The 21,466-nt window shown below is 65.7% G+C and carries 26 protein-coding genes and 1 tRNA gene; 19 read left to right on the forward strand and 8 right to left on the reverse strand.

Annotated features, from left to right (window positions below; translation table 11 throughout):
- Positions 1 to 46: 46 nt before the first annotated feature.
- Positions 47 to 136, reverse strand: a tRNA-Ser gene (locus ACJ8FR_RS06165).
- Between the two features lie 144 nt (positions 137 to 280).
- Here ACJ8FR_RS06165 and hspQ point away from each other — a divergent pair.
- Positions 281 to 619 carry a heat shock protein HspQ gene (gene hspQ, locus ACJ8FR_RS06170; RefSeq protein WP_407827746.1) on the forward strand — a complete coding sequence of 113 codons (339 nt, stop codon included), beginning with the start codon at positions 281 to 283 and terminating at the stop codon, positions 617 to 619.
- 1 nt (position 620) lies between these two features.
- Here the strand turns inward: hspQ and ACJ8FR_RS06175 are convergent, their stop codons facing one another.
- Positions 621 to 1,160, reverse strand: coding sequence for a GNAT family N-acetyltransferase (locus ACJ8FR_RS06175; RefSeq protein WP_407827747.1), 540 nt, complete (start codon positions 1,158 to 1,160; stop codon positions 621 to 623).
- Between the two features lie 80 nt (positions 1,161 to 1,240).
- Positions 1,241 to 4,150 carry a TonB-dependent receptor plug domain-containing protein gene (locus tag ACJ8FR_RS06180; RefSeq protein WP_407827748.1) on the reverse strand — a complete coding sequence of 970 codons (2,910 nt, stop codon included), beginning with the start codon at positions 4,148 to 4,150 and terminating at the stop codon, positions 1,241 to 1,243.
- Positions 4,151 to 4,448: 298 nt separating this feature from the next.
- Here ACJ8FR_RS06180 and rplU point away from each other — a divergent pair, with 298 nt between their 5' ends.
- From rplU to ACJ8FR_RS06195, 3 genes are all read left to right on the forward strand, one after another.
- Complete coding sequence (rplU, locus tag ACJ8FR_RS06185; protein ID WP_407827749.1) at positions 4,449 to 5,057, forward strand: 50S ribosomal protein L21; 609 nt, start codon at positions 4,449 to 4,451, stop codon at positions 5,055 to 5,057.
- Between the two features lie 6 nt (positions 5,058 to 5,063).
- Positions 5,064 to 5,333, forward strand: coding sequence for a 50S ribosomal protein L27 (gene rpmA / locus ACJ8FR_RS06190; protein ID WP_407827750.1), 270 nt, complete (start codon positions 5,064 to 5,066; stop codon positions 5,331 to 5,333).
- A gap of 177 nt (positions 5,334 to 5,510) precedes the next feature.
- A complete protein-coding gene (locus ACJ8FR_RS06195) occupies positions 5,511 to 6,062 on the forward strand; it encodes a GNAT family N-acetyltransferase (RefSeq protein ID WP_407827751.1) in 552 nt (183 codons plus the stop codon).
- Here the strand turns inward: ACJ8FR_RS06195 and ACJ8FR_RS06200 are convergent.
- On the reverse strand, positions 6,059 to 6,928 hold the full coding sequence (locus ACJ8FR_RS06200) for a metal-dependent hydrolase (RefSeq protein WP_407827752.1): 870 nt from the start codon (positions 6,926 to 6,928) through the stop codon (positions 6,059 to 6,061). The genes ACJ8FR_RS06195 and ACJ8FR_RS06200 overlap by 4 nt on opposite strands.
- Before the next feature lie 29 nt (positions 6,929 to 6,957).
- On the opposite strand from ACJ8FR_RS06200, the gene ACJ8FR_RS06205 reads away from it, so the two are divergent.
- Positions 6,958 to 7,545 (forward strand): TetR family transcriptional regulator, encoded by a 588-nt coding sequence (locus tag ACJ8FR_RS06205; protein ID WP_407827753.1) that lies wholly within the window; start codon positions 6,958 to 6,960, stop codon positions 7,543 to 7,545.
- Between the two features lie 48 nt (positions 7,546 to 7,593).
- Positions 7,594 to 8,013, forward strand: coding sequence for a low affinity iron permease family protein (locus tag ACJ8FR_RS06210; protein WP_407827754.1), 420 nt, complete (start codon positions 7,594 to 7,596; stop codon positions 8,011 to 8,013).
- On the opposite strand, the gene ACJ8FR_RS06215 is transcribed toward ACJ8FR_RS06210, so the two are convergent.
- Complete coding sequence (locus ACJ8FR_RS06215; RefSeq protein WP_407827755.1) at positions 8,014 to 8,193, reverse strand: hypothetical protein; 180 nt, start codon at positions 8,191 to 8,193, stop codon at positions 8,014 to 8,016.
- Positions 8,194 to 8,359: 166 nt separating this feature from the next.
- Here ACJ8FR_RS06215 and ACJ8FR_RS06220 point away from each other — a divergent pair, with 166 nt between their 5' ends.
- The 4 genes from ACJ8FR_RS06220 to ACJ8FR_RS06235 are packed head-to-tail and all read left to right on the forward strand — an operon-like array spanning position 8,360 to position 11,328.
- Positions 8,360 to 8,977, forward strand: a complete 618-nt coding sequence (locus tag ACJ8FR_RS06220) for a TIGR02281 family clan AA aspartic protease (protein ID WP_407827756.1) — start codon at positions 8,360 to 8,362, stop codon at positions 8,975 to 8,977.
- A 16-nt stretch (positions 8,978 to 8,993) separates the two neighbouring features.
- Positions 8,994 to 9,329: a VOC family protein gene (locus ACJ8FR_RS06225; RefSeq protein ID WP_407827757.1), complete on the forward strand. Its 336-nt coding sequence runs from the start codon at positions 8,994 to 8,996 to the stop codon at positions 9,327 to 9,329.
- A gap of 39 nt (positions 9,330 to 9,368) precedes the next feature.
- Complete coding sequence (gene obgE / locus ACJ8FR_RS06230; protein WP_407827758.1) at positions 9,369 to 10,412, forward strand: GTPase ObgE; 1,044 nt, start codon at positions 9,369 to 9,371, stop codon at positions 10,410 to 10,412.
- Between the two features lie 10 nt (positions 10,413 to 10,422).
- On the forward strand, positions 10,423 to 11,328 hold the full coding sequence (locus tag ACJ8FR_RS06235) for an NAD-dependent epimerase/dehydratase family protein (RefSeq protein ID WP_407827759.1): 906 nt from the start codon (positions 10,423 to 10,425) through the stop codon (positions 11,326 to 11,328).
- Here the strand turns inward: ACJ8FR_RS06235 and ACJ8FR_RS06240 are convergent.
- Together ACJ8FR_RS06240 and ACJ8FR_RS06245 are read right to left on the reverse strand one after the other, a co-directional pair.
- Positions 11,325 to 11,630 (reverse strand): UrcA family protein, encoded by a 306-nt coding sequence (locus ACJ8FR_RS06240; RefSeq protein ID WP_407827760.1) that lies wholly within the window; start codon positions 11,628 to 11,630, stop codon positions 11,325 to 11,327. The two genes, ACJ8FR_RS06235 and ACJ8FR_RS06240, sit on opposite strands and share 4 nt — an antisense overlap.
- A gap of 171 nt (positions 11,631 to 11,801) precedes the next feature.
- Entirely contained in the window at positions 11,802 to 12,182 is a 381-nt protein-coding gene (locus tag ACJ8FR_RS06245) for a hypothetical protein (RefSeq protein ID WP_407827761.1), read from the reverse strand.
- Between the two features lie 149 nt (positions 12,183 to 12,331).
- Here ACJ8FR_RS06245 and ACJ8FR_RS06250 point away from each other — a divergent pair, with 149 nt between their 5' ends.
- The 6 genes from ACJ8FR_RS06250 (at position 12,332) to ACJ8FR_RS06275 (ending at position 18,277) form a co-directional block, all read left to right on the forward strand.
- Positions 12,332 to 13,126: a hypothetical protein gene (locus ACJ8FR_RS06250; RefSeq protein ID WP_407827762.1), complete on the forward strand. Its 795-nt coding sequence runs from the start codon at positions 12,332 to 12,334 to the stop codon at positions 13,124 to 13,126.
- 145 nt (positions 13,127 to 13,271) lie between these two features.
- Positions 13,272 to 13,796: a 2,4'-dihydroxyacetophenone dioxygenase family protein gene (locus ACJ8FR_RS06255; RefSeq protein WP_407827763.1), complete on the forward strand. Its 525-nt coding sequence runs from the start codon at positions 13,272 to 13,274 to the stop codon at positions 13,794 to 13,796.
- Between the two features lie 198 nt (positions 13,797 to 13,994).
- Positions 13,995 to 14,612, forward strand: a complete 618-nt coding sequence (locus ACJ8FR_RS06260) for a PEPxxWA-CTERM sorting domain-containing protein (RefSeq protein WP_407827764.1) — start codon at positions 13,995 to 13,997, stop codon at positions 14,610 to 14,612.
- 182 nt (positions 14,613 to 14,794) lie between these two features.
- Entirely contained in the window at positions 14,795 to 15,037 is a 243-nt protein-coding gene (locus ACJ8FR_RS06265; protein ID WP_407827765.1) for an acyl carrier protein, read from the forward strand.
- Positions 15,034 to 16,236: a serine palmitoyltransferase gene (gene spt, locus ACJ8FR_RS06270; RefSeq protein WP_407827766.1), complete on the forward strand. Its 1,203-nt coding sequence runs from the start codon at positions 15,034 to 15,036 to the stop codon at positions 16,234 to 16,236. Before ACJ8FR_RS06265 ends, spt begins: the two co-directional genes overlap by 4 nt.
- A 67-nt stretch (positions 16,237 to 16,303) precedes the next feature.
- Complete coding sequence (locus ACJ8FR_RS06275; RefSeq protein ID WP_407827767.1) at positions 16,304 to 18,277, forward strand: ATP-binding protein; 1,974 nt, start codon at positions 16,304 to 16,306, stop codon at positions 18,275 to 18,277.
- On the opposite strand, the gene ACJ8FR_RS06280 is transcribed toward ACJ8FR_RS06275, so the two are convergent.
- Positions 18,274 to 18,639 carry a hypothetical protein gene (locus ACJ8FR_RS06280; RefSeq protein ID WP_407827768.1) on the reverse strand — a complete coding sequence of 122 codons (366 nt, stop codon included), beginning with the start codon at positions 18,637 to 18,639 and terminating at the stop codon, positions 18,274 to 18,276. The two genes, ACJ8FR_RS06275 and ACJ8FR_RS06280, sit on opposite strands and share 4 nt — an antisense overlap.
- Before the next feature lie 61 nt (positions 18,640 to 18,700).
- Between ACJ8FR_RS06280 and ACJ8FR_RS06285 the strand changes: the two genes are divergently transcribed.
- The 3 genes from ACJ8FR_RS06285 (at position 18,701) to ACJ8FR_RS06295 (ending at position 21,407) form a co-directional block, all read left to right on the forward strand.
- Positions 18,701 to 19,957, forward strand: coding sequence for an LptF/LptG family permease (locus tag ACJ8FR_RS06285; RefSeq protein ID WP_407827769.1), 1,257 nt, complete (start codon positions 18,701 to 18,703; stop codon positions 19,955 to 19,957).
- Positions 19,954 to 21,051 carry an LPS export ABC transporter permease LptG gene (lptG, locus tag ACJ8FR_RS06290; protein WP_407827770.1) on the forward strand — a complete coding sequence of 366 codons (1,098 nt, stop codon included), beginning with the start codon at positions 19,954 to 19,956 and terminating at the stop codon, positions 21,049 to 21,051. The genes ACJ8FR_RS06285 and lptG overlap by 4 nt, the downstream gene beginning before the upstream one ends.
- A 200-nt stretch (positions 21,052 to 21,251) precedes the next feature.
- Positions 21,252 to 21,407: a hypothetical protein gene (locus tag ACJ8FR_RS06295; protein WP_407827771.1), complete on the forward strand. Its 156-nt coding sequence runs from the start codon at positions 21,252 to 21,254 to the stop codon at positions 21,405 to 21,407.
- Positions 21,408 to 21,466: the final 59 nt, after the last annotated feature.

Raw genomic sequence — 21,466 nt, forward strand, 5'->3', positions numbered from 1 at the left:
TAAGAATGGCGCGGCAATAGCACGGGTTAGCCAGCGAAGGCGCCAGTGGCGGAGAGGGTGGGATTCGAACCCACGGTACGGTTGCCCATACGCCGCATTTCGAGTGCGGTGCTTTCGACCACTCAGCCACCTCTCCGTAGGGGTCGCGCTCGCCGGGCGAGGCCGGTTGCGGTCGGATGCGGTCGGATGCGGCGCACTAGCAGTGCGCCTGCGCATTGCCTAGATAGGAACGATGACCCCATTTGAACCTTTCGAACGTTCTGCCCCTTTAGGATCCAGCTTGGGACAGAAGATCGACATTCCGCTTGCCCGCTTCGCCATCGGCGAGGTCGTTCGCCACCGGCTGTTCGACTTCCGCGGCGTGGTGTTCGACGTCGACCCCGAATTCGCCAACAGCGACGAATGGTACGAGGCGATCCCCGAAGCGCTGCGCCCGCCGAAGGACCAGCCCTTCTATCACCTGCTCGCGGAGAATACCGAAAGCACCTACGTCGCTTATGTTAGTCAGCAAAACCTGCTTCCCGACGAAAGCGACGAGCCGGTCGGCCACCCGGCGATCGCGACCATGTTCAATCGCGAGGACGGGCGGTATCGCTTGCGGCCTGATCTGCGAAACTAGCTCAAGCGAGCCGCTTCTCCATTCGCACCAGCGGAACCTCGACCCCATCGATGTTGGCCGTGATCGGGATGTCGGCCTCGACGTAGCCGCACGCGCGGTAGAGCGGCACGCCGGCCATGGTCGCCATCATGGTCGCGCTCCTGAAGCCGGCGCCTACGGCCGCATCCTCGCATAGCCTGAGCACGAGCCTTCCGACCCCTTGCCGGGTGAAGTCCGGGTCGGTGTACATCGCGCGGATCCGCGCCGGCTCGGTCGCCGCGTCGAGCGCGCGCGGCTCGCGTTCGACGACGCTTTCGTCGCCGCCGTAGAGTGTCGAGCGCCAGCTCCATCCGCCGCAGCCGGCGATGCGCTTCCCCGCCTCGACGATGAAGTAGGTCCCGTCGGCGACCAGCTGCGCGTCGAGCCCCATCACCTTGTGGCTGGCAGCAACCTGCTCGGGATCGAGGAAGTCGTCCTGCAGCGTCTCGATCGATCTGCGCATCACTTCGCGCAGGGCATCAAGATCCTCGATCCGGGCGATGCGGTGGCTGAATTCAGTCACTGCGGATCGATTACGCGCCCCGCTCGATAGTGTCGAGGCGCGGGCCTTTTGCCGGCCCGCGCCTCGAATTCATCCCGGTCCTAGCCGCGCTCGCCCTTCTCCGTCGGCGCCGGAGGTGGCGGCGGGGGCGGAGGCGGAGGCGGAGCCGGCGGCGTTTCAACGACGGGCGGCGGGGGCGGCAACGTCACCGGCGGTGGCGGCGGCGCGCGACGACCCTCCTGGCCGAACTTGAACCCCAGCTTCGCGTAATAGAAGCCGCCGTTGATGCCGAACGGTCCGCCGCTCCGCGGATAGACCGAGCCGTTATCGAGGCTGTGGGTCAGCACATAGACCGGATTTACGGCTGAGTTCGCGATCTTGTCCGGGTAGGTGTTGAACAGGTTGTTCGCACCCAGGGTCAGCGTGACGTACCTCAGGAAGGTGTAGCTGACGTCGACATCGGTCGTGAACTTGGCACCGAACTTCTGCCACGTGAGAGGATTGTTACAGCCGGAGCCGACCTGCGTCTGGCAATAATCGATGACGTCGATCCACGAGCCGTAATAATTCTCGCGGGCATTGATCGTCAGCGGTCCGCGCGTCCAGTTGGTCGACAGCGTCGCGCGATGATTTGGCGCCAGATTCTCAACGTCTAGGCGCTGCCCGAAGCTGATGACGCCGGGCTCGAAGCTCGTGACCCTCGACTTGTTGTAGTTGTAGGCGAGCGTCCAGGTCATGCTGCCGTCGAGCAGATGGGTCCGATACGTACCAACGAAGTCGATACCCTTGGTGGTCGTGTTGAAGCCGTTGGTGAAATAGTTGATCGCGCCGCCGAGGCCTACCGCCGCCAGTGCCGGCTCGGCAGTGAGATGGGCCTGGTCCACAGTGAAGTTCTGCGAAATGCCGATGCGATCGCGGACGTTGATGATGTAACCGTCGATGGTCATCGTCAGCGCCGGGATCGGCTTGATCACGAAGCCTGCGCCGTAATTGTGCGACTTCTCTGGTCCCAGTGTGGTCGATCCGAACGCCCGGGAAATGGGGCTGTCGACCGGATAGGTTCCCGTCTGGACCTGGTTACCGCCGACGAAGTTGGTGGTCAGGATGGCGTCGTGCGACTGTCCGGGGGACGGCGCGTGGAACCCGGTTCCGACCGTCGCGCGGACCGAGATTTGCGGCGTTATCTTGTAGATGCCGTTAACCTTGTAGACGAAGCTGCCGCCGAACGTGTTGTAATGCTCGTAACGGCCGGCGATCCCCATGCTGAGCTGATCGGTGATGTCAGCCTCGGCATCGCCGTAGACACCCCAGCTCCATTGGTCCCAGCTGCCGGCATAGGTAGGGCTGGTGCCGCCATAGCCGCTGGCCCCAGGACCTTGGTTGACCGTGCAGAAGGTCGGGACCGGACTGGCCGTAGCACTAAAGCTCGGACACGCCGCGGCCGTGTAAGGGACAGGTGCATACACGCCAGGCGAAGTCTGCATGTATAGCGTCTGCGCGGCGTAGGGACCGGCGCCGTACGACTGCACGTCGCCGGGGGTCTGGCCGTAGGTTTCCTTCCGATACTCGGCGCCCCACGCAAGCGTGATGGGAGTGAATAGCCCCGCTTCGATCGGATAAGTGAAGTCGGCGTTGAGGTTCTGCTCCTTCTGACTCAGCGTGCCGAACTGGAAGCTGGTCTGCGACAGCGGCCCGTACGTGGCACTCAGCGAGTGGTTCATCGAGAGCGTCAGCGTGTTCTTGGCGAGAGTCCCGGAAAGGTCCCAGGTCAGGCCGCCGCCAATGTCGCCCTTCCAGCCCAGGGTCCCAAAGCGCTCCTTGGTGATGCCGACGAAGCGCGGGGTAAAGCCGGCAGGATAGATCGACGCGAAGTTGAAGATGGCCCCGTTTATTAGGTAATCCGGGTTGCCGCCCGTGGTCGCCGGACAGGTCGGTGTCGCCGCCGGGCACGGGGTCAGGTAAATGTTGTTGAACGCGCCGTTCTTGCCGAGGCTGTGCGGAATTCCAGCAAGGTCGAGGAAACCGCTTGCGCCGATCGGAGAGCGATAATTGAAGCTCTCGTTCGCATGATTGTAGGCGCCGAGCAGCGTCAGGTAGGCTTGCGTCGGGCCAATATCGACACCGGCGTTGACCGCCCCCTTCCAGCCGTGTTGCGGTGAAAGACCCCAGATCTGCACCGGCAGCGGGTAATGCGGCAGCTGCGTCGCAAGCGTCGGATTGTTCTGCGCGAAGATGACCGCAATCGGGCGCGTCGCGCCGCGGCTGGTGCCCTCGTCGTCATAATATTCGCCGGCGATGTCGAGGAATGAGGTTCCCACCCCAAGGCCGAGGTTCCCCGCCAGTTGCGTGCTCTTGCCGCTGTCGAGCACATTGTGGCCATGGTCGTAGAAGCGACCGTAACGGGCTTGCAGCTCGATGCCGCGACGATCGGTGCGCAGCCCGAAATTCATGACGCCGGCGATGGCGTCGGAGCCATATTGCGCCGTGGCGCCGTCGCGCAAGACCTGCAGGTTCCTGATCGCGATCGACGGGATCGCCGAAATGTCCGCCCCTTGCGACCCGAACGACAGGCCGGTGTCGCCGCCGGTATAAACCTGGACCAGCGCCGAGCGGTTGAACCGCTTGCCGTTGATCTGGACCAGCACTTCATCGCCGGGGAGGCCGCGCAGCGAGGGCGCGCGGACGAAGCTCGACGCGTCGGAGATGGTGTTCTGTCCGACGAAGAACGACGGGACGATATTCTTGATCGTGTCGAGCAGGTTGGCGGTCGGCTGGGTCGTCAACTCGGTCGAGCTGATGACGTCGATCGGGGACGCGGAGTTGGTCACTGTGCGGTCTGTGCGGCGCGTGCCGGTAATGACGATTTCGTCAGAGTTGATTACGGTACTGGCCGGCGTCTGCGCGGCCGGCTGGGCGGCGGCGGCCTGGGCCGCGTCTGCCGCAAAAACCAAGGTCAGCGCGGTCGCTGAGCAAAGAAGAGTGCGCGCGTGGCGCGTGCGAATAGTCGTCATGAATCCCCCGATCCGGCGCGGTGTTGCACCGCAGCAGCAGAGGATGCCTCATGACAATTGTGAGTCAATCAGCCGTGGGTCATGGCTGCCCGCTATTGTCGCCCGTGTGACAAAAACGTCACATCGCCAGTGGTCAGGATTTCCGCGCCGGCGATTGGGTCGGTTGCCGGTGGGGCGAGCCGCTCCGCGGCGCGGCGGTTGACAGTGTGGAGGCGCTGCCATAGGCGGCTCGCTTTCGCGCGCTTCCTCTCGTGGGGCTTGCTCGCGCGGAACCACGTCCGGAAGAAGAGAAGAGCCAATGTTCGCAGTCGTGCGCACGGGCGGCAAGCAATATCGCGTCGCCCTGGGAGACAAGATCGTCGTCGAGAAGCTCGACGGCAGCGCGGGCGACCGCGTGACCTTGGGCGACGTCCTCCTCGCCGGCGACGGCGGCAGCCTCAAGTCGACCGACGGCCTGACCGTCGCCGCCGAGATCGTCGCCCAGGCCAAGGCCGACAAGGTCACCGTGTTCAAGAAGCGGCGGCGTCACAATTACCGCCGCAAGAAGGGCCACCGCCAGCAGCATACGATCCTCAAGATCGTCGCAATCGGCGATCAGAAGGAGCAGAAGAAGGCTGCGCCGAAGGCCGCGGCCGCGCCCAAGTCGGAAGCGCCGAAGGCCGCCGCCGGCAAGCCCGCCGCCGCGCGCGCGAAGGAAACCGCCGATGCGACCGCGGACCAGCAGGAGGCCAACGCGATTGTCGGAACGCCCACCGAGAACCCGGCTCCGAACAACGAAAATGCGGCAGGCGCCGAGAAACCTGCGGCGAAAAAGGCCGCTCCGGCCAAGCCAAAGGCCGGAACCCAGTCGACAAAAAATGCTGCACCTGCTAAGGGCGGCGCCAAGAAAACTCCGAAAGCGAAGTAATTCGTCATGGCACATAAGAAAGCAGGCGGCTCGTCCCGCAACGGCCGCGACAGTGAGAGCAAGCGCCTCGGCGTGAAGAAGTTCGGCAGCGAGAGTGTTCGCGCCGGCAATATCATCGTGCGCCAGCGCGGCACCAAGTGGCACCCGGGCGACAACGTCGGCCTGGGCAAGGACCATACGCTTTTTGCACTGACCGACGGGCAAGTCGCGTTTCGCGACGGCAAGCTTGGCCGCAAATACGTCCACGTGATGCCGACTAGCGAGACGAGCGCATAGGAACGGCCAGAAAGGGGTCGTTCCCACAAGGGGGCGGCCCGGACGAGATCCAAGGATCAAGACCATAAGGGAGAAGAGGGAAGCCCCCTCTCCTCCCTTCTTTTGTATTTGAAGGGCCAAATTCTTCTCCCGGAACTGTCACCTGCCGCCTCTAGGCGGCTGGCGAGGAGAAGGACGATGTTCGCGAGGACTCCAAGATTGCTGCTGAGGCCGGGCTTCCCGGAGGACGCGCCGGCGCTGGTCGCCGCGATTGCCGACGAGGCGATCGCGCGCGGCCTGGCCAACGTCCCATGGCCCTATCGCATGCGCGACGCCGAAGCCTTTCTTGCGAGCCCGCGCGATCCGGTCCTCCCCTCCTTGCTGATTTTCGAGGTCGGCACAGGGGCGCCGCAGCTGGTTGGGTCCTGCGGCCTTGGCCGCAGGCCCTCGGGCGCGGTCGAGCTTGGCTATTGGATCGCCAGGACCTTCTGGGGCCGGGGCATCGCAACCGAGGCATGCACGGCGTTGGTGGCCATCGGCCGGTCGCTCGGCCTGGAGCGGCTCGAAGGCTCGCACTTCCTCGACAATCCGGCCTCGGGGCGGGTGCTCGAGAAACTAGGCTTCGAACCGTCGGGGATCGTCGCGCCGCGCCTGAGCTGCGCTCGCGGCGCCGAAGTGCCCGCGCGCCTCATGCGGCTCCAGCTCAATGCCGGCGCGGCCGAGGCGGACGACGAGGCGCTGGCGGCCTAGGCGGCCCGCCGCACCTTGCGCTTGGGCTCGGTCCCGCTGGCGATCGCGGCATAGGCGCCGAGCAAATGCCGGTCGTCGACGTTCCACGGATGGAAGCCGGGCAGGAAATAGCTCAGCCACGCCCCGCCGATCTTGCGGAACATGCCCGGCCGCACCCACAAATAGGTCATAAGCAGCCACCAGGCCTTGAGGCCGGTGACCCCGTCCTGGCGCATCAGCTCGAGCGCGCCGGCGGTCCGATCGACCAGGAAGTTGCGTGTGACCAGCAGCATGATCTTGGCCTTGACCTTCCAGCGCTTGGTGCGCGGCCAGTCGCGCGTCGCATACAGCCAGGTGTCGCAGGCAACGCCCTTGTGCTCGATCTCCTCGACCGCGTGCCAGCGCCAAAGGTCGGCCGCCTCCGTCTCCGCGCCGTCGAGATGGCGCGGGTTGGCGAGCAGCTGGTGCGCGAGGATCGCGGTGAAATGCTCGAGCGCCATGGTCGCTGCGACGTTGACGATCGGCGGCCGGCTCTTGGTGATCGCGAGCCGCTCGGTCACGCGCTGCTCGAGCTTGGACAGATCGTAGCCCGCGTCCGCGGCGCGCTTGTTGAACGCATCATGCTCGCGGCTGTGGATCGCTTCCTGCGTGGTGAAGCCCTTGATCTCTTCGGCAAGCTTGGGCGGAGCGCCCTCGCGAAAAGCGCGCACGCTCTCGACGAAATAGGCCTCGCCGATCGGGAAGGTCGCCGACAGGGCATTGTAAATAGCAGTCGCTTCGACGCGCCCGCCGTGCCACAGTCGGGGCGTGGCCGCCTCGCGGCCGAAGCGGCGATCGCGCGGCGTGATGGTGAGATCAGCCGGGGTTGGCAATGTTGTCGCTGTCATAAGCCGGAAGATATAGCTAACTTACATCTGTGTCAATAAGACGTACGCGCCTGTCCCCTGAACAAAGCCGCTCCGCCGCCCTTGCCGCGGCGCGTGAGCTGCTGCTCGATCAGGGCCCGCAGGGCGTTACGCTCAAGGCGGTGGCGGCAAAGATCGGCCGCACCCACGCCAACCTGCTCCACCATTTCGGCTCCGCGGCCGGGCTCCAGGGCGAGCTTGCCAAATCGATCGCGGACTCGGTCAACGGCAGCATTGCCGAGGCGGTCGAACGCGCCCGCGCCGGCGAGACCGATGCCCGGGTGATCGTCGACCAGTGCTTCGACGCCTTCGGCAAGGAGGGCGCGGGGGCGCTCGCCGCGTGGATGATTCTCACCGGCAACCGCGACGCCTTGGACCCGATCCTCGATTCGATCCGCGGCCTCGTCGCCAAGCTCGCCGCCGGCCATGAGGAGCATCAGGTCGCCGAGAGTACCTTGTCGTTGGTGCTGAGCGCGCTCGGCGATTCGCTGCTCGGCCCGGCGATCGCGCTCGCTCTGGGCCTGCCGCGCGACGCGGCGCGCGACCTCGCCGCCCAGCGCCTCCGCCACCGGCTCGAGGCCGAGCACCCGAAGGGCTGACGTGCGCTGAACGGGCACTAAAGCCGTTGCAGGCGCGTTACGGCGCGCATGCGGCGGTTCTTCAACTGGTGCGCGACCAAGACCTCGGCCGGGGCGGGTCACCCGTTCACCTTCGGAACAGCTGTTACCGTGATCATCGTCTGGGCGGCGACGGGCCCGCTGTTCCATTATTCCGACACCTGGCAACTGGTCATCAACACAGGCACCACCATCGTCACCTTCCTGATGGTGTTCCTGATTCAGAACAGCCAGAACCGCGACGCCGCGGCGATGCAGGCCAAGCTCGATGAGCTTTTGCGCGCGGTCGACAAGGCGCGCGAGCAGTTCATCGGCATCGAGCATTTGACCGACGAGCAGATCGAGCTCGTCCGCTCGGCGCTCGAACGCCACGCGAGGCAGCTCAAGGAAAAGCAAAGCAAGAAAAAGACGACGGAAGATACGGTCGACCGGCTGCTCGACCGCTTCTGATCAGGTCGGCTGAAGTCGGCGATTCCTCTCGCGAAGGTCGCGGTCCGCTTGGTCGATCGCCCGAAGCAGTTCGTTGAACGACGGCGTGTCCTCGACCGGCCAGACGCGATCGAAGGACGGCCCGAGCAGGCTCAGGTCGCGCTGGGTGAGCAATCCGACAGCGACGATGCGCTCGCTCATGTGGCGGCTCGCGGCTTCATCTAGGTTAGGAACGCGGCGGAGCGCCTTAAGTGCCTTGCGTTACGGGTGGGTATCGGCAGCCCCGCGATTAGCGCGTTCGAAACGCCTTGAACCGCGGCGCGCGCGCGCCGAAATCGGGCCGATGGAATCGAGCCCTTAGCGACTTATGACCAGCACCGTTCCCGAATGGCAGCATCTCGCGATCTACGCGATCGCCGCCGCGCTTGTGCTGATGCTGCTCCAGCGCCTTCCCGTGGTTGGGCGGTTCGTCCGGTTCGCCTTTTCGCTCGGCCTGCTCGCATTCTTCATCTTCATCCTGCTCCAGCAGGCGCCGTATCAGCCGGCGCTGTCGCGGCTGACCGGGAAGCTCGGCCTCGATGACCAGCGCGTCTCGGGCAAAGAATTGCGCGTCCGGATGGCGAGCGACGGGCATTTCTGGGTGCTCGCCTCGATCAACGGGGTCGAGCGGCGCATGCTGATCGACAGCGGCGCGACCGTCACCGCCATCTCGGGCGAGACCGCGCGGCGGGCGCGGGTCGACACCCGCACCGGCCTCGCTCCGATCGTGCTCCAGACCGCCAATGGCGCAGCGCCGGCCCGGACCGGGAAGGTGGACGAGCTGCGCGTCGGCAACATCGTCGCGCGCAACCTGCGCATCGTCACCTCGCCCGGCCTCGGCAACCTCGACGTGCTCGGCATGAATTTTCTGTCGAAGCTCCAGGCGTGGCGGGTAGAAAATGGAACGCTCATTCTCGTGCCCCACCATCCCCAGGCCCACTCTTGATGAACCGGAGGCAGCGATGCGACTGAATTATGCGATCAAGTTCGTCAGCGACATGGACGCGGCCGTGGCCTTTTACCGCGACGCGCTCGGCCTGACGCCGATCTTCCAATCGCCCTTCTGGAGCGAGTTCGACACCGGCGACACCAAGCTCGCGCTCCACCCGGCGTCGGACGAGAACCCCGCAGGCAGCGTCCAACTCGGTTTTGGCACCGCGGACATCGACAATTTCTATGCGGCAGGCCAGGCCGAGGGCCTCGTCTTCACCAGCGCGCCGACCGACGTCCACGGCACTCGCGTCGCCCGCTTCCGCGACCTCGACGGCGCGGAGATTTCGGTGAGCCAGACGGCCTAAGGTTCCCTAGCCCGGCGGCATCGCCTAACTGCGCGGGCGATGCACTTCCTCGACCAGGCCAAGATCTTCGTCCGCTCCGGCGCCGGCGGCCCCGGCGCGGTCAGCTTCCGGCGCGAGAAGTTCGTCGAGTTCGGCGGCCCCGACGGCGGCCACGGCGGCAAGGGCGGCGACATCGTGTTCGAAGCGGTGCCCGGGCTCAATACGTTGATCGACTTCCGCTACACCCAGCATTTCCGCGCCCCGCGCGGCAAGGGCGGCGCGGGCTCGAACCGCACCGGCGCCGGCGGCGACGACCTCGTCGTCAAGGTCCCCGTGGGCACCCAGATCCTCGCCGACGACGACGAACGCAGCCTGCTTGCCGACCTCACTCGGGTCGGTCAGCGCGTCACCTTCTTGAAGGGCGGCATGGGCGGCCGCGGCAACGCCAGCTACAAGACCTCGACCAACCGCGCCCCGCGCCAGCACCAGACCGGCGAAGATGGCGAGGAAATGTGGGTGTGGCTGCGCCTCAAGCTCCTCGCCGACGTCGGCCTCGTCGGCCTGCCCAACGCCGGCAAGTCGACCTTCTTGAACGCCGTCAGCAACGCCGGCGCCAAGGTCGGCGACTATCCGTTCACGACCCTCCGCCCGCAGCTTGGCGTCGTCCGCCACAAGGGCCGCGAGTTCGTGCTCGCCGACATCCCCGGACTAATCGAGGGCGCCGCCGAGGGCGCCGGGGTCGGCGACCGTTTCCTCGGCCATGTCGAGCGCACGCGGCTGCTGCTCCACCTCGTCGACGGATCGGGCGAAGACCCGCTCGATGGCTGGCGCGTCGTCCGCGGCGAGCTCTCGGGCTACGGCGCCGGACTCGCCGACAAGCCCGAGGTCATCGCGCTGACCAAGGCCGACCTGCTCGACGACAAGACGCGCGCGAAGGCCGTCAGGGCGCTGGAGAATGAGACCGGCGCGCGCGTCTTCGCGATCTCCGCCCCGCTCGACGAAGGCATGGAGCCCCTGCTCGACACGATCATCGAGCGTCTCGCCGCGGCGGCGCAGTACGAGCCGTTCGAGGCGGCCGACGACAAGCACTGGTCGCCCTTATGAAGCTCCCGAGGTGAGGATAGCCGTCACCGGCGGCACCGGCTTCGTCGGTGCGCATTTGCTCGATGCCGCGCTCGGCGCCGGCCATCGCGTCAACGCCCTCACCCGCCGCGACCAGCCGCAGCGCGACGGCGTCGACTGGATCCTGGGCGACCTCCAGGACCGCGACGCGCTTGAGCGGCTGGTCGACGGCGCCGACGCCGTCATCCACGTCGCCGGAACGATCAGCGCGGCCAATGCCGCGGCGTTCGAGAAGGGCAATGTCGCGGGCACGCTGGCGATGCTCGCCGCCGCCACCGCCGGCGGAGTCCGACGCTTCGTCCACGTCTCCTCGCTCGCCGCGCGCGAGCCGAAGCTGTCGCTCTACGGCGGCTCCAAGGCGAAGGCCGAGGAGCTGGTTCACAGCTCGGGCCTCGACTGGGCGATCGTCCGCCCGCCCGCCGTCTACGGCCCCGGCGACAAGGAGACGCTCGAGCTTTTCCGAATGGCCAAGCTCGGGCTGATGCTGATGCCGCCCAAGGGCCGCGTGTCGGTGATCCACGCCGACGATCTCGCGAGCCTGCTGCTCGCGCTCGCCGGTCCCGCCGTGCCGTCGAACATCCTGATCGAGGCCGACGACGGCAAGCCCGGCGGCTGGTCCCACCGCGAGTTCGCCCGCGCGCTCGCCGGGGCGGTCGGCACCCGGCCGGCGATCCTGTCGTCGCCCGGCATCCTGCTCCGCGCCGCCGCGCACATCGACCAGCTGTGGCGCGGTGAAAAGGCCAAGCTTACTACCGACCGGGCCGCTTACTTCTCCCACCGCAATTGGGTGGTCGAGCCCAAGCGCGCCTGCCCGCCGCAAGTCTGGCAACCGCGGATCGACACGCTCCAGGGCCTCGCCGACACCGCCGCCTGGTACCGCGAGCAGGGCTGGCTTTAACGAACCGTCAGAGTGCGCATCTGCTCGTCACCGCTCCGGACGGCCACGCGATAGCAATCGAGCCGCTTCAACCTAGTGTCGAGCGGATCGACATTATATTCCCTGCACAAATGATCGGCCGCCGATCGGATGCGCCTGACGAGGGTCGCCCGGCCGCTTGCGGAATCGAGATTGAGGTCGTCGACGGCGACGCTCGCCGAAGGACCATCGCTCAGCGCCAGGGCGGCGCCCTTGTGGATCGTCGCGCTGGCCGGGGACGGCACCAGCAACGCTGGGACAGCAAGAAAAAATAATCGCTTCAATGTTCATCTCCTTCGGTGGGGCAACCAGCCGCCGTGAAACACGCGGCTGCGTGACCTGCGGTGCCGCAGCACTGCCCGCCTCTTGCGACGGGCGTTAGTTCAGGAGCTGAAGCAATCCGCTATCGAATATGAAGTGACCCCTTGGGAGCGAAGTCAGCCGCTACTCTGGCGCTAGAGGTAACCGTCCTCGCGCACGGGCGAGAACTCGACGAGCAGCACGCACGCGAGCCAGATCGCCAGGGTCGCGACCAACCTGTGCAAGTCCGCGTCGGGTAGTCCTTTCGGCTTGAACGCCGGAATGAAAACAATACCCGCCACGATCACGACATAAAGCGCGAGGACCGCGAGCACCCGGCTTCGCTGTTCCGAGGTCGAGAGCATGCGCAGGACCATGACTGCCCCCGCGAGGATCACGACCAGCTGCACATATTGATACAGCGGCAGCGCCTGCATCGTGCCGAGGTTCGCACCAAGAAGCGCGCCGAAGAACAGGTTCAATCCGTCGATTGAGCCGGCTTTGCCGCCGGGCGTGTTGCGAAAGAAGTGTTTCATCTTGCCCCCTCGGGAAACCTAGCTCCGGCTGGATGAAGCGCAACCGCGCTAATCATTCGGCGGCATCGAAAATCGGCGGTGCGCCGGGTCTTTCGCCAACGCTTTCAGCGCCCTATAGCAACCCACGCCAAGCTTACGGGGGGTAATTGATGGCAACTCTGGTTAGTGAAGCTCGCGTTTCCTCGATCGGCGACGAGACCTTCTTCGTCCGCGGCGCCGTCGTCATGGCGCTCACCGTCGTCGCGGGCTTCTCCTTTCAACATGCGATGGGCCGCTCGACCTTCGCCTCGCCGCCATTGGTCCACGCCCACGCGATCGTCTTCATGGGATGGGTCGCCATCTATCTCACCCAGAATTTGCTGATCGGCTCGGGCCGCGTCGACATCCACCGCAAGCTCGGCTGGATCGCCCTCGGCTGGATTTTCCCGATGGTCCTCCTCGGCTGCCTGGTGACGCTCGCCATGCTGCGCCGCGGCCAGGTGCCCTTTTTCTTCCGCCCGCTGCAGTTCCTCGTGTTCGACCCGATGACCCTGTTCACCTTCGCCGGGCTGACCCTGGCCGCGGTCGCGATGCGCCGCCAGACCGAGTGGCATCGCCGCCTGCATTTCTGCGGCATGTCGCTGCTGCTCGGCCCCGCGTTCGGACGGCTGCTGCCGCTGCCTTTGCTTCAGCCGTGGGCGTGGGAATCGGCGTTCGCGGCAACCCTGCTGTTTCCGGCCGCTGGAATCCTTGCGGACCTTCGCCGCAGCGGCCAAGTCCATCCGGCGTGGCGCTACGGCATCGGGGCGATGCTCGCCTGCCTCGTTCTGACCGAGGCGATCACCTACAGCCCGGTCGGCACGACGCTCTACCGGCTGGTCACCGCCGGCTCGCCGGGCGCGTCAGTGCCGCCGCTCGACTTCCCACAGCCGCCCCCGGGCCCGCAGGTCACCGGCCGCAGCTAGGAGCATCACCTAAGACCGGCATTGGTCGTCGCTGTTACGCAATTGAGCCGCGCGTGATAAGGAACCCTACCGCGCCCCGTGACCCATTGGCCTGCGCGCGGCTGAGAGACCGAGAGGTGCTCCCGCCTATTGGAAGGAGCAGATCGTGGCCTCCACAATCGCCGGCGCTGATGTCGCTCAAACGCTGACCATCGACGACCCTTTCGTGATCACTGGCGGGCCGCCGCTTGCGCTTCACCGCGCTGAAAGCGACCTGCCGTTCGTGCCGTATCAGGAGGGTGTCACCTTCCAGCTCGTCCAGGTCGACATAGAGGCAGGCTTCTTTGTGGTTCGGGTCCGGGGCGAGCCCGGCATGACCATCCAGCGGCACAAGCATACGGGGAACATCTTTGCGTTCACCTTGGCGGGGTCGTGGAGGTACCTTGAATATCCTGAGATCAACACGGCTGGCTCGTTTCTCTATGAGCCCGCCGGATCGGTCCATACGTTGCACTTCCCGGACACCAACAAGGAAATCACGGACGTCTGGTTTGTGCTGCACGGAGCCAATCTCAACCTCGATGCCGAGGGCAATGTTGAATCGGTGCTCGATGCGGGCGCGGCACTCGCCGTCTATCGTGCTGGCTGCAGGAGCATCGGCTTGCCGGTGCCCAATGTCATCGGTGCATAAGGCGTCCGCTTTCGACCGTTGTGGGCGATAGGGATCTTCGCCGCGCTTACGACCCAAAGCGGAAAAAATACCCACTTTTATTAATTCTTGGTTAATTCACGCGGATTCCGGTATCAACGGTGCGCCGCTACGACTCAGCTCGTCGTGTTTCGAGCTCTGTCTCGATCGGCCAGAAAGTCGCGTCCGGAGGGTCGGCCGATGAAAAATTATCTTCGCATAACCACAACCGTTGCCGCACTTGTGCTTGCAAGCGCTGCACAGGCAGTCTCCGTGCCGGCCACGACCTCCAGTCCCACGGCGTTAGGCAGCATCACCGCGGGTCAGACTTATACCGTCACAGCCACCGGAGCGGCCGATTTGCTGATAACCTGGAATGGAGGATTGGGGATTCCCTTCACGGCGAACGGGATTCCAACCTACGCCATCCCTGGCACATACAGCAGTTTTTATCCGAACGGTCTCGATTACGATCCGTCGCAGAATACATCCGCGCACGGCATCGGCGGTGCAGGCGTGCTTTTCGGAGCGCTGCTCGGAACCTTTACTGCCAGTCCTACCGGTCCTGCGGATTATTTCCTGCTCGGCTCGAACTACAACTTCACTGCTGGTTCCAGCGGAACGCTCTACGGCGTGGTGAACGATTGTCCTAACTGCTATGCCGACAATAGTGGCGGCTTCACCGTGACGCTGTCTCTGGCAACCGGGCTACCCGTCGGCGTTCCAGAGCCGGGGACATGGGCCATGATGCTCTTGGGCTTGGGCGGCATCGGTTTTGCCATGCGCAGCAAAAAGGTTCTCCAACCCGTTAGCGCATGAGCGCGATCCTGGCGACGCGCGAAGGGGCACTCGTCGGAGCGCCCCTTTTCATATCAAGGCTTAACGGTCGCTATGGTCCACTTTCCAACCAAAGCAGACATAAGAGCTTCCCGCCCGCTCGCCGCCCCACTCCTGCCCCATTGCGTTGCGAAAGCACCGGCCGGTCACTAACGGAAAGCCGCATGCCCGACCGCCAGCAAACCCTCGCCAAAGTCCTCGAGCTGATAGAGCCCTTCAACAAAAAGGGCGTTGCGGTCAGCGAAGCCACGCGCTTCGCCCAGGACCTCGAGTGGGACAGCCTGACGGTGCTCGATTTCGTCGCCAATGTGGAGGACGAGTTCGACGTCCTCATCTCGATGAACATGCAGGCCGAGATCGAGACCGTCGGCCAGCTCGTCGACGCGCTGAAGAAACTCAAGGCGTGACGGACCTCTTCTCGAAATTCGACGGCGTGATCGAACAGCGCGAGGCGCTGCTGTCGACCGGCCTCACCGACCCGTTCAACCTTGTCATGGAGCGCGTCGAAAGCCCGACCGTCGCGATCTGCAACGGCAAGCGCACCATCCTCCTCGGCACCTACAATTACATGGGGATGACCTTCGACCCCGACGTGATCGCCGCGGGCAAGAAAGCGCTCGACGAGTTCGGCTCGGGCACCACCGGCAGCCGGGTCCTCAACGGCACCTATGCCGGACACCGCGGCTGCGAAGACGCGCTGAAAGACTTCTACGCGATGGACCACGCGATGGTCTTCTCGACCGGCTACCAGGCGAATCTCGGGGTGATTTCGACTATCGCCGGCAAGGAAGATTACATCGTCCTCGACATCGACAGCCATGCGTCGATCTACGACGGCTGCGCGCTCGGCAATGCGCAGATCGTTCCCTTCCGCCACAACGACATCGAAGCCCTCGAAAAGCGCCTCAAGCGCATCCCCGAAGGCGCCGGCAAGCTTGTCGTCCTGGAAGGCGTCTATTCGATGCTCGGCGACATCGCTCCCCTTCGCGAGATGGTCGCGGTGTCGAAGGCCAATGGCGCGATGGTCCTCGTCGACGAAGCGCATTCGATGGGCTTCATCGGCGAGCGCGGCCGCGGCGTCGCCGAGGCCCAGGGCATCATCGACGACGTCGACTTCATCATCGGCACCTTCTCCAAGTCGGTCGGCACGGTCGGCGGCTTCTGCGTCTCCAACCATCCCAAGTTCGAAATCCTGCGGCTCGTCTGCCGGCCCTATGTCTTTACGGCATCGCTCCCGCCGAGCGTCGTCGCCACCGCCGCGACCTCGATCCGCAAGCTGATGCACAGCGCCGACAAGCGCGCGCATTTGTGGGAGAACAGCAAGCGCCTCCACGCGGGCCTCCGTCAGCTCGGCTTCACGCTCGGGACCGACGAGCCGCAGTCGGCGATCATCGCAGTGATCATGCCCGACCTCGAAAAAGGCGCCGCGATGTGGGAAGGGCTCCTCAACGAGGGGCTCTACGTCAATCTCGCGCGGCCGCCGGCGACGCCGGCCGGGATGACGCTGCTGCGTTGCTCGCTGTGCGCGCTCCACACCGAGGAGCAGGTCGGCGAGATCCTGGGCATGTTCGCTGCGGCAGGCCGTGCAACGGGCTGCATCAGCTGAGGAACCGGCGCGGAACCGCGCCCTTTCGTGACTTTCACGCGGCGCGGCGCGGGACTACACTGGCCCGATGATCGATGACGATGAGGCCGTCCGGTTCGATTGGCGGCGCGGCGGCGCGGCGGCCTTGGGCCTCGTTGCGGCCCTCGTCCTCGTCGTCATGGTGTTCGCGGTCAAGTTCGCCAACGACGCGCGCGAGCGCGCGCTCAACGCCGAGCGCCACGCCTATGAAGTCGCATTGGTCGTGCGCAACGTCAGCTCGAACGTCTCGCGCGCCGAGGCCGCGCTCGCCCGCTTCGTTCTCGACGAGGACGTCAAGACCAGCGGCAACATCTATTCCAGCGACTGGCAACTCGCCGGCTTCCAGATCAATCAGCTAAAAGCGCTCGAGCGGAGCAGCCCCGAGCAGCAGGCGCGGGTCGCCCAGCTCGAGCAGCTCTATTCCCGGCGCGGCAACGAGCTCGCCGTCGCCGCCCGCGCCGCGCTCGCCAAGCAGGGCGATACCGGCATCAGCTATTTCTACGCGGCGGCCAGCACCGGCACCGGCCGCGCGCTCGACGACAAGCTCGAGGAGATCATCCGCGCCGAGCGCCAGTCGCTGCGCGGGCGCATCGAGCAGAGCCAGTTCTTCGCCGACCAGGCCGACCAGCTGACCACCTATCTCAGCATCCTTGGAGTCCTCGTCGGGATCGGCGCGATCTTCCTCGGCGTGGTCGCGGTCCAGGCGCTGCGCCAGAACGCGCAGGCCCGCCGCCAGGCCGAAAGCGAAGCCGAGCGCGCCGAGCAGCTCGAGCAGGCGGTGCGCGACCGTACACAGGAGCTATGGGAGGCCAATCAGGCGCTCAAGGCCGAAGCCGCCGAGCGCGAAGCGGCCGAGGCGCAGCTCCGCCAAGTCCAGAAGATGGAGGCGGTCGGCCAGCTGACCGGCGGCATTGCCCACGACTTCAACAATATGCTCGCCGTCGTCGTCGGCGGCATCGACCTCGCCCTCCGGCGTCTGAATGGGCCCCGGCGCGAGGTGATGATGCACCTCAACAACGCGATGGAGGGCGCTACCCGCGCGGCGGCGCTGACCCGCCGGCTCCTGTCCTTTGCCCGCTCCGAGCCGCTATTGCCGGAGCGCGTCGACCCGGCCGATCTCATCAACGGCATGTCCGACCTCCTAGACCGGACGCTCGGCGAGCGTATCCGCATCGACGTCGATGTCACGCGCGGCGCCTGGCCGACCTATGTCGACCCGCACCAGCTCGAAAACGCCATCGTCAATCTCGCGGTCAATGCGCGCGACGCGATGGACGGCGAGGGCCAGATGCGCATCGCTACCGAGAACGTGGCGATGGCGGCGAGCCAGGTCGGCGACATCCGCGCCGGTGAATATGTGAAGATCAGCGTGACCGACACCGGCTGCGGCATGGCCCCCGACATCATCGAGCGCGCGTTCGAGCCCTTCTTCACCACCAAGCCGGTCGGCAAGGGCACCGGGCTCGGCCTGTCGCAGATCTTCGGCTTCGCTCATGAATCGGGCGGCGAGGTCGGGATCGAGAGCCAGATCGGCAGGGGCACCACGGTTTCGATCTACCTGCCGCGGACCGAGGCCGTCGCACCGGTACGCCTCCACGCCGCGCATCGCGGCGACACGACCGACATCCATGTCCCGGGGGCACGTATCCTGCTGGTCGAGGACGATCCGCGCGTCCGCTCGGCGACCGTCGGCGCTCTGGAGGACCTGGATTACGAGCCGGTCGACTGCGCCGGCGGGGCCGAGGCGATTGCCCTGTTCAACTCCCAGTCGTTCGACCTCGTCATCACTGACGTCATCATGCCCGAAATGAGCGGCCCCGAGCTGATCCGCTACCTGAAATCGACCAGTCCGCGCGACTTCGCCGTGCTGTTCGTCACCGGCTATGTCGGCGAGGGCGAGAGCGACGACCTGCGCGGCTACGAGCTGCTGCGCAAGCCGTTCACGGTCGGGGCACTGGCGAGCGCCGTCGCCGCCGCGCTCGCCCGCAACAGCGAGCCCCCGCGCGCCGCCGCCAAGGGCTAGCGCGCGACTTCACCGCTCCGCGCCATCTCCACCAGGCGCCGCAATCCCTCGACTTTCCCGTCGGCGATCACCTTCAGCGGCGGCGGCGCATCGCCGAATTGCCCGAGCTCGGCGAGCGCGGCCTTGACCATCGGCTCGCCGCCGTTGATCGCCAGCAGCGCCGGCCGGACGCGCACGATCGAGCGCATCGCTTCACTGACCTGCGCCGCCTCTTCCACCTCATAGTGAAAAACGTCCGGATGATCGGCGCAGTACGCCCGGAGCCGCGGCAGCTCGGCAAGGCTGTCCGCCGACTGCGGGTTGGACAACAGCGCAATTCGCCCGCGCTTCGGGACCTTGGGGCTGGGGTGCACTTTCGACATGAATCCGCGCGCCGTTCGATTATAGGGGGCGAAATCTCTCGGCCGCCTTTGCGGCCAAATCATGGTGCCGGAGCGACCGAATTTGTTCAGTAGCCTTCCCAGGCCCGGCCTGATCGACCGCTATCTCGCGCGTTCGATCGCGGTGCCGCTGATCGGCACTTTGATCCTCGCCGCCATGCTGCTCGTGCTGGATAAGATGCTGAAGCTCTTCCAATATGTGGTCGACGCCGGCGGGCCGGTCAGCGTCGTCTGGCGGATGCTTGCCAATCTCCTGCCGGAATATCTGTCGCTCGGCATTCCGATCGGACTGATGCTCGGCATCCTGCTCGCGTTCCGGAAGCTCGCTCTGTCATCCGAGCTCGACGCGCTTCGCGGCATCGGCATCGGCTACACCCGCCTGCTTCGGGTGCCCTACGCCTACGCAATCCCGCTCGCGATCATCAACCTGTTCATCGTCGGCTATCTCGAACCCTACACCCACTATCGCTACAAGGGGCTGCAATTCGACTTGAAGTCGGGGGCGCTCGGCGCCGCGATCAAGGTTGGCGAGTTCAACCAGCTCGGTAAGCACCTGACGCTGCGCATCGACAGCAGCCAGAAGAAAGGAACGCAGCTTCACGGCATCTTCGTCCAGAGCCAGGACGCAGCTGGCGTGACCATCGCCGCGACCGCCGAGGGTGGCCGTTTCTTCTCCACCGACGACCCCGACAAGATCATCTTCCGCCTGACCAAGGTACGCCTAGTCCAGGATAGCCCCAAGTTCATCACCCCGCGGACAGGCGTGTTCAACCTGTACGATCTGCCGATCAGCCTGCCGGCGATCAGCCAGTTCCGCGGCCGTGGCGGCGGCGAGGCGGACGAGCTTTACCTGCATGAATTGTGGCGATCGGGCTATGGCGGCGGCGCCCCGACCCGCGTCCAACAAGTCGCGGCCGAGGCGCACTTCAATTTCCGGATGGTCGAAGTGGTGATGATGTTCATGCTGCCGCTGCTGGCCATCGCGCTCGCGGTGCCGCCCAAGCGAAGCACGTCATCGCTCGGCATCTTCGTGTCGATCGTGATCGTCGTCGCCTATCACAAGATAAACCAATATGCCGACGCCGCTGCCGCGCGCGGTGATTTCGACCCGACGCTCGGCCTGTGGCTGCCGCTGGTGGTCCTCGCTGGTCTCATCCTGTGGATGTACCACGTGCTCGCCGACAAGCCGGGCGGCCAGCCGATCGGCGCGCTCGAATGGTTCTTCGCCGGAATCGCCAAGCGCGTTCGCGGCCTGATGCCCAGGCGCCGTGACGAAGCGGCAGCGGAAGCCGCGGCATGATCAACGCCAGCTTCTTTCCATCGCGGCGGCTGGCTTTCTACATGGTGCGGCTGTTCGTTACCCGCAGCGTGGCGGTCCTCATCGCCCTGGTCCTGATCCTGATGACGCTCGACCTCCTCGGCGAGTCCGGAAAGATCCTCGCGGTTCCGGGCAACACCGACGCCGACCTGTGGCGTTACGTCGGTCTTCGAATGCCCATCCTGCTCGCCCGCTTTCTGCCTTTCTCCGTGCTGCTCGGCACGTTGATCGCGTTCGTCGGCCTCAATCAGAACAGTGAGGTGGTTGCGATGAAGGCCGCCGGCCTCTCCGCCCACCAGATCCTCGCGCCCTTGGTCCTCGCCAGCATCGGCATTGCCGCGGTCCTTTTCGCCTTCAATGAGCTGGTGGTGGTCAACTCGACCCGCCAGGTCACCGCGTGGAGCGACAACGACTATAAGCCGGTCCCGCAGTCGAGCGGGATGGTCAGCAACGTCTGGGTGTTGAACGGGGACGACCTGGTCCATGCCGGGATCGCGGGCGGGCGGCCGTTCACTGCCCAGGGGATCGAGGTCTACGACCGCGGCGGCGGCGTCCTCCAGCGTGTGATCAAGGCCGCGCGGGCCGCGCCGCGCCCCGCCACGGGCGACTGGCTGCTCCAGGACGTCAGGATCTACGACGCCAACATGAACGTCATCCGCCGCCTGCCGCAGATGGCGGCGTTGCCCGGCCTCACCCCCAACCAGCTGACCCTCGCCAAGGTCGACCCGACCGAGCTGCCCTATTGGACCCTGAAGAAGCGCATCGCCGAGCTCGACGCCGGCGGCCGCCCTGACGATGAGGCCCGCGCCGGCCTCGCGCACAAGATCGCCGGCCCCCTGTCGACCTTGCTGATGCCGCTGCTCGCCGCCGTCGCCGCCTTCGGCCTCGCCCGCTCCGGCCAGGTGTTGCTCCGCGCGGTGCTCGGCATGGCGCTCGGCTTCGCTTATTTCGTGGTCGACAATTTCAGCCTGGCGATGGGCAATGCCGGCACCTACCCGCCGCTCGTCGCGGCCTGGGCGCCGTTCCTCCTGTTCCTGCTGATCGGGGAGACGGTGCTGATCCGCACGGAGGAATGATGGCGCAGGAACTGCCGGGGTGCAGTTCCGAGCACATCATCAGCGCGGGAACTGCCGGGGCGCAGTTCCGAGGACATCATCAGCCGTAAGCTGCTGTTCAGCAACGATTCTCCACACCGGATTCAACGCACAATAAAGCTTGCGCCGCGGCCCGTTTCATTATGGAACGGGGGCGAGGGGGATAGTCTGGGGAGGGCGTGGTGTATCCGAGCATTCATTTCTTCCACCGCCAGGCGGCGCGCGAGAAGCTTGCCGCCAAGCGCGCGCTGACCGAGGCCGCGCGCGATCGCCATCTCGCGCTCGCCGACGATTATGCCCGCCGCGCCGAGGCGATGCGCGAGAGCCCGCGCGCCTAGTCACATTCGCGCCACAGGCCGTGACAGGACGGAGCGCCCGTCATGCCGGACGCAACGCC

The sequence above is a fragment of the Sphingomonas sp. genome, from assembly GCF_045810705.1.
Taxonomy (GTDB): domain Bacteria; phylum Pseudomonadota; class Alphaproteobacteria; order Sphingomonadales; family Sphingomonadaceae; genus Sphingomicrobium.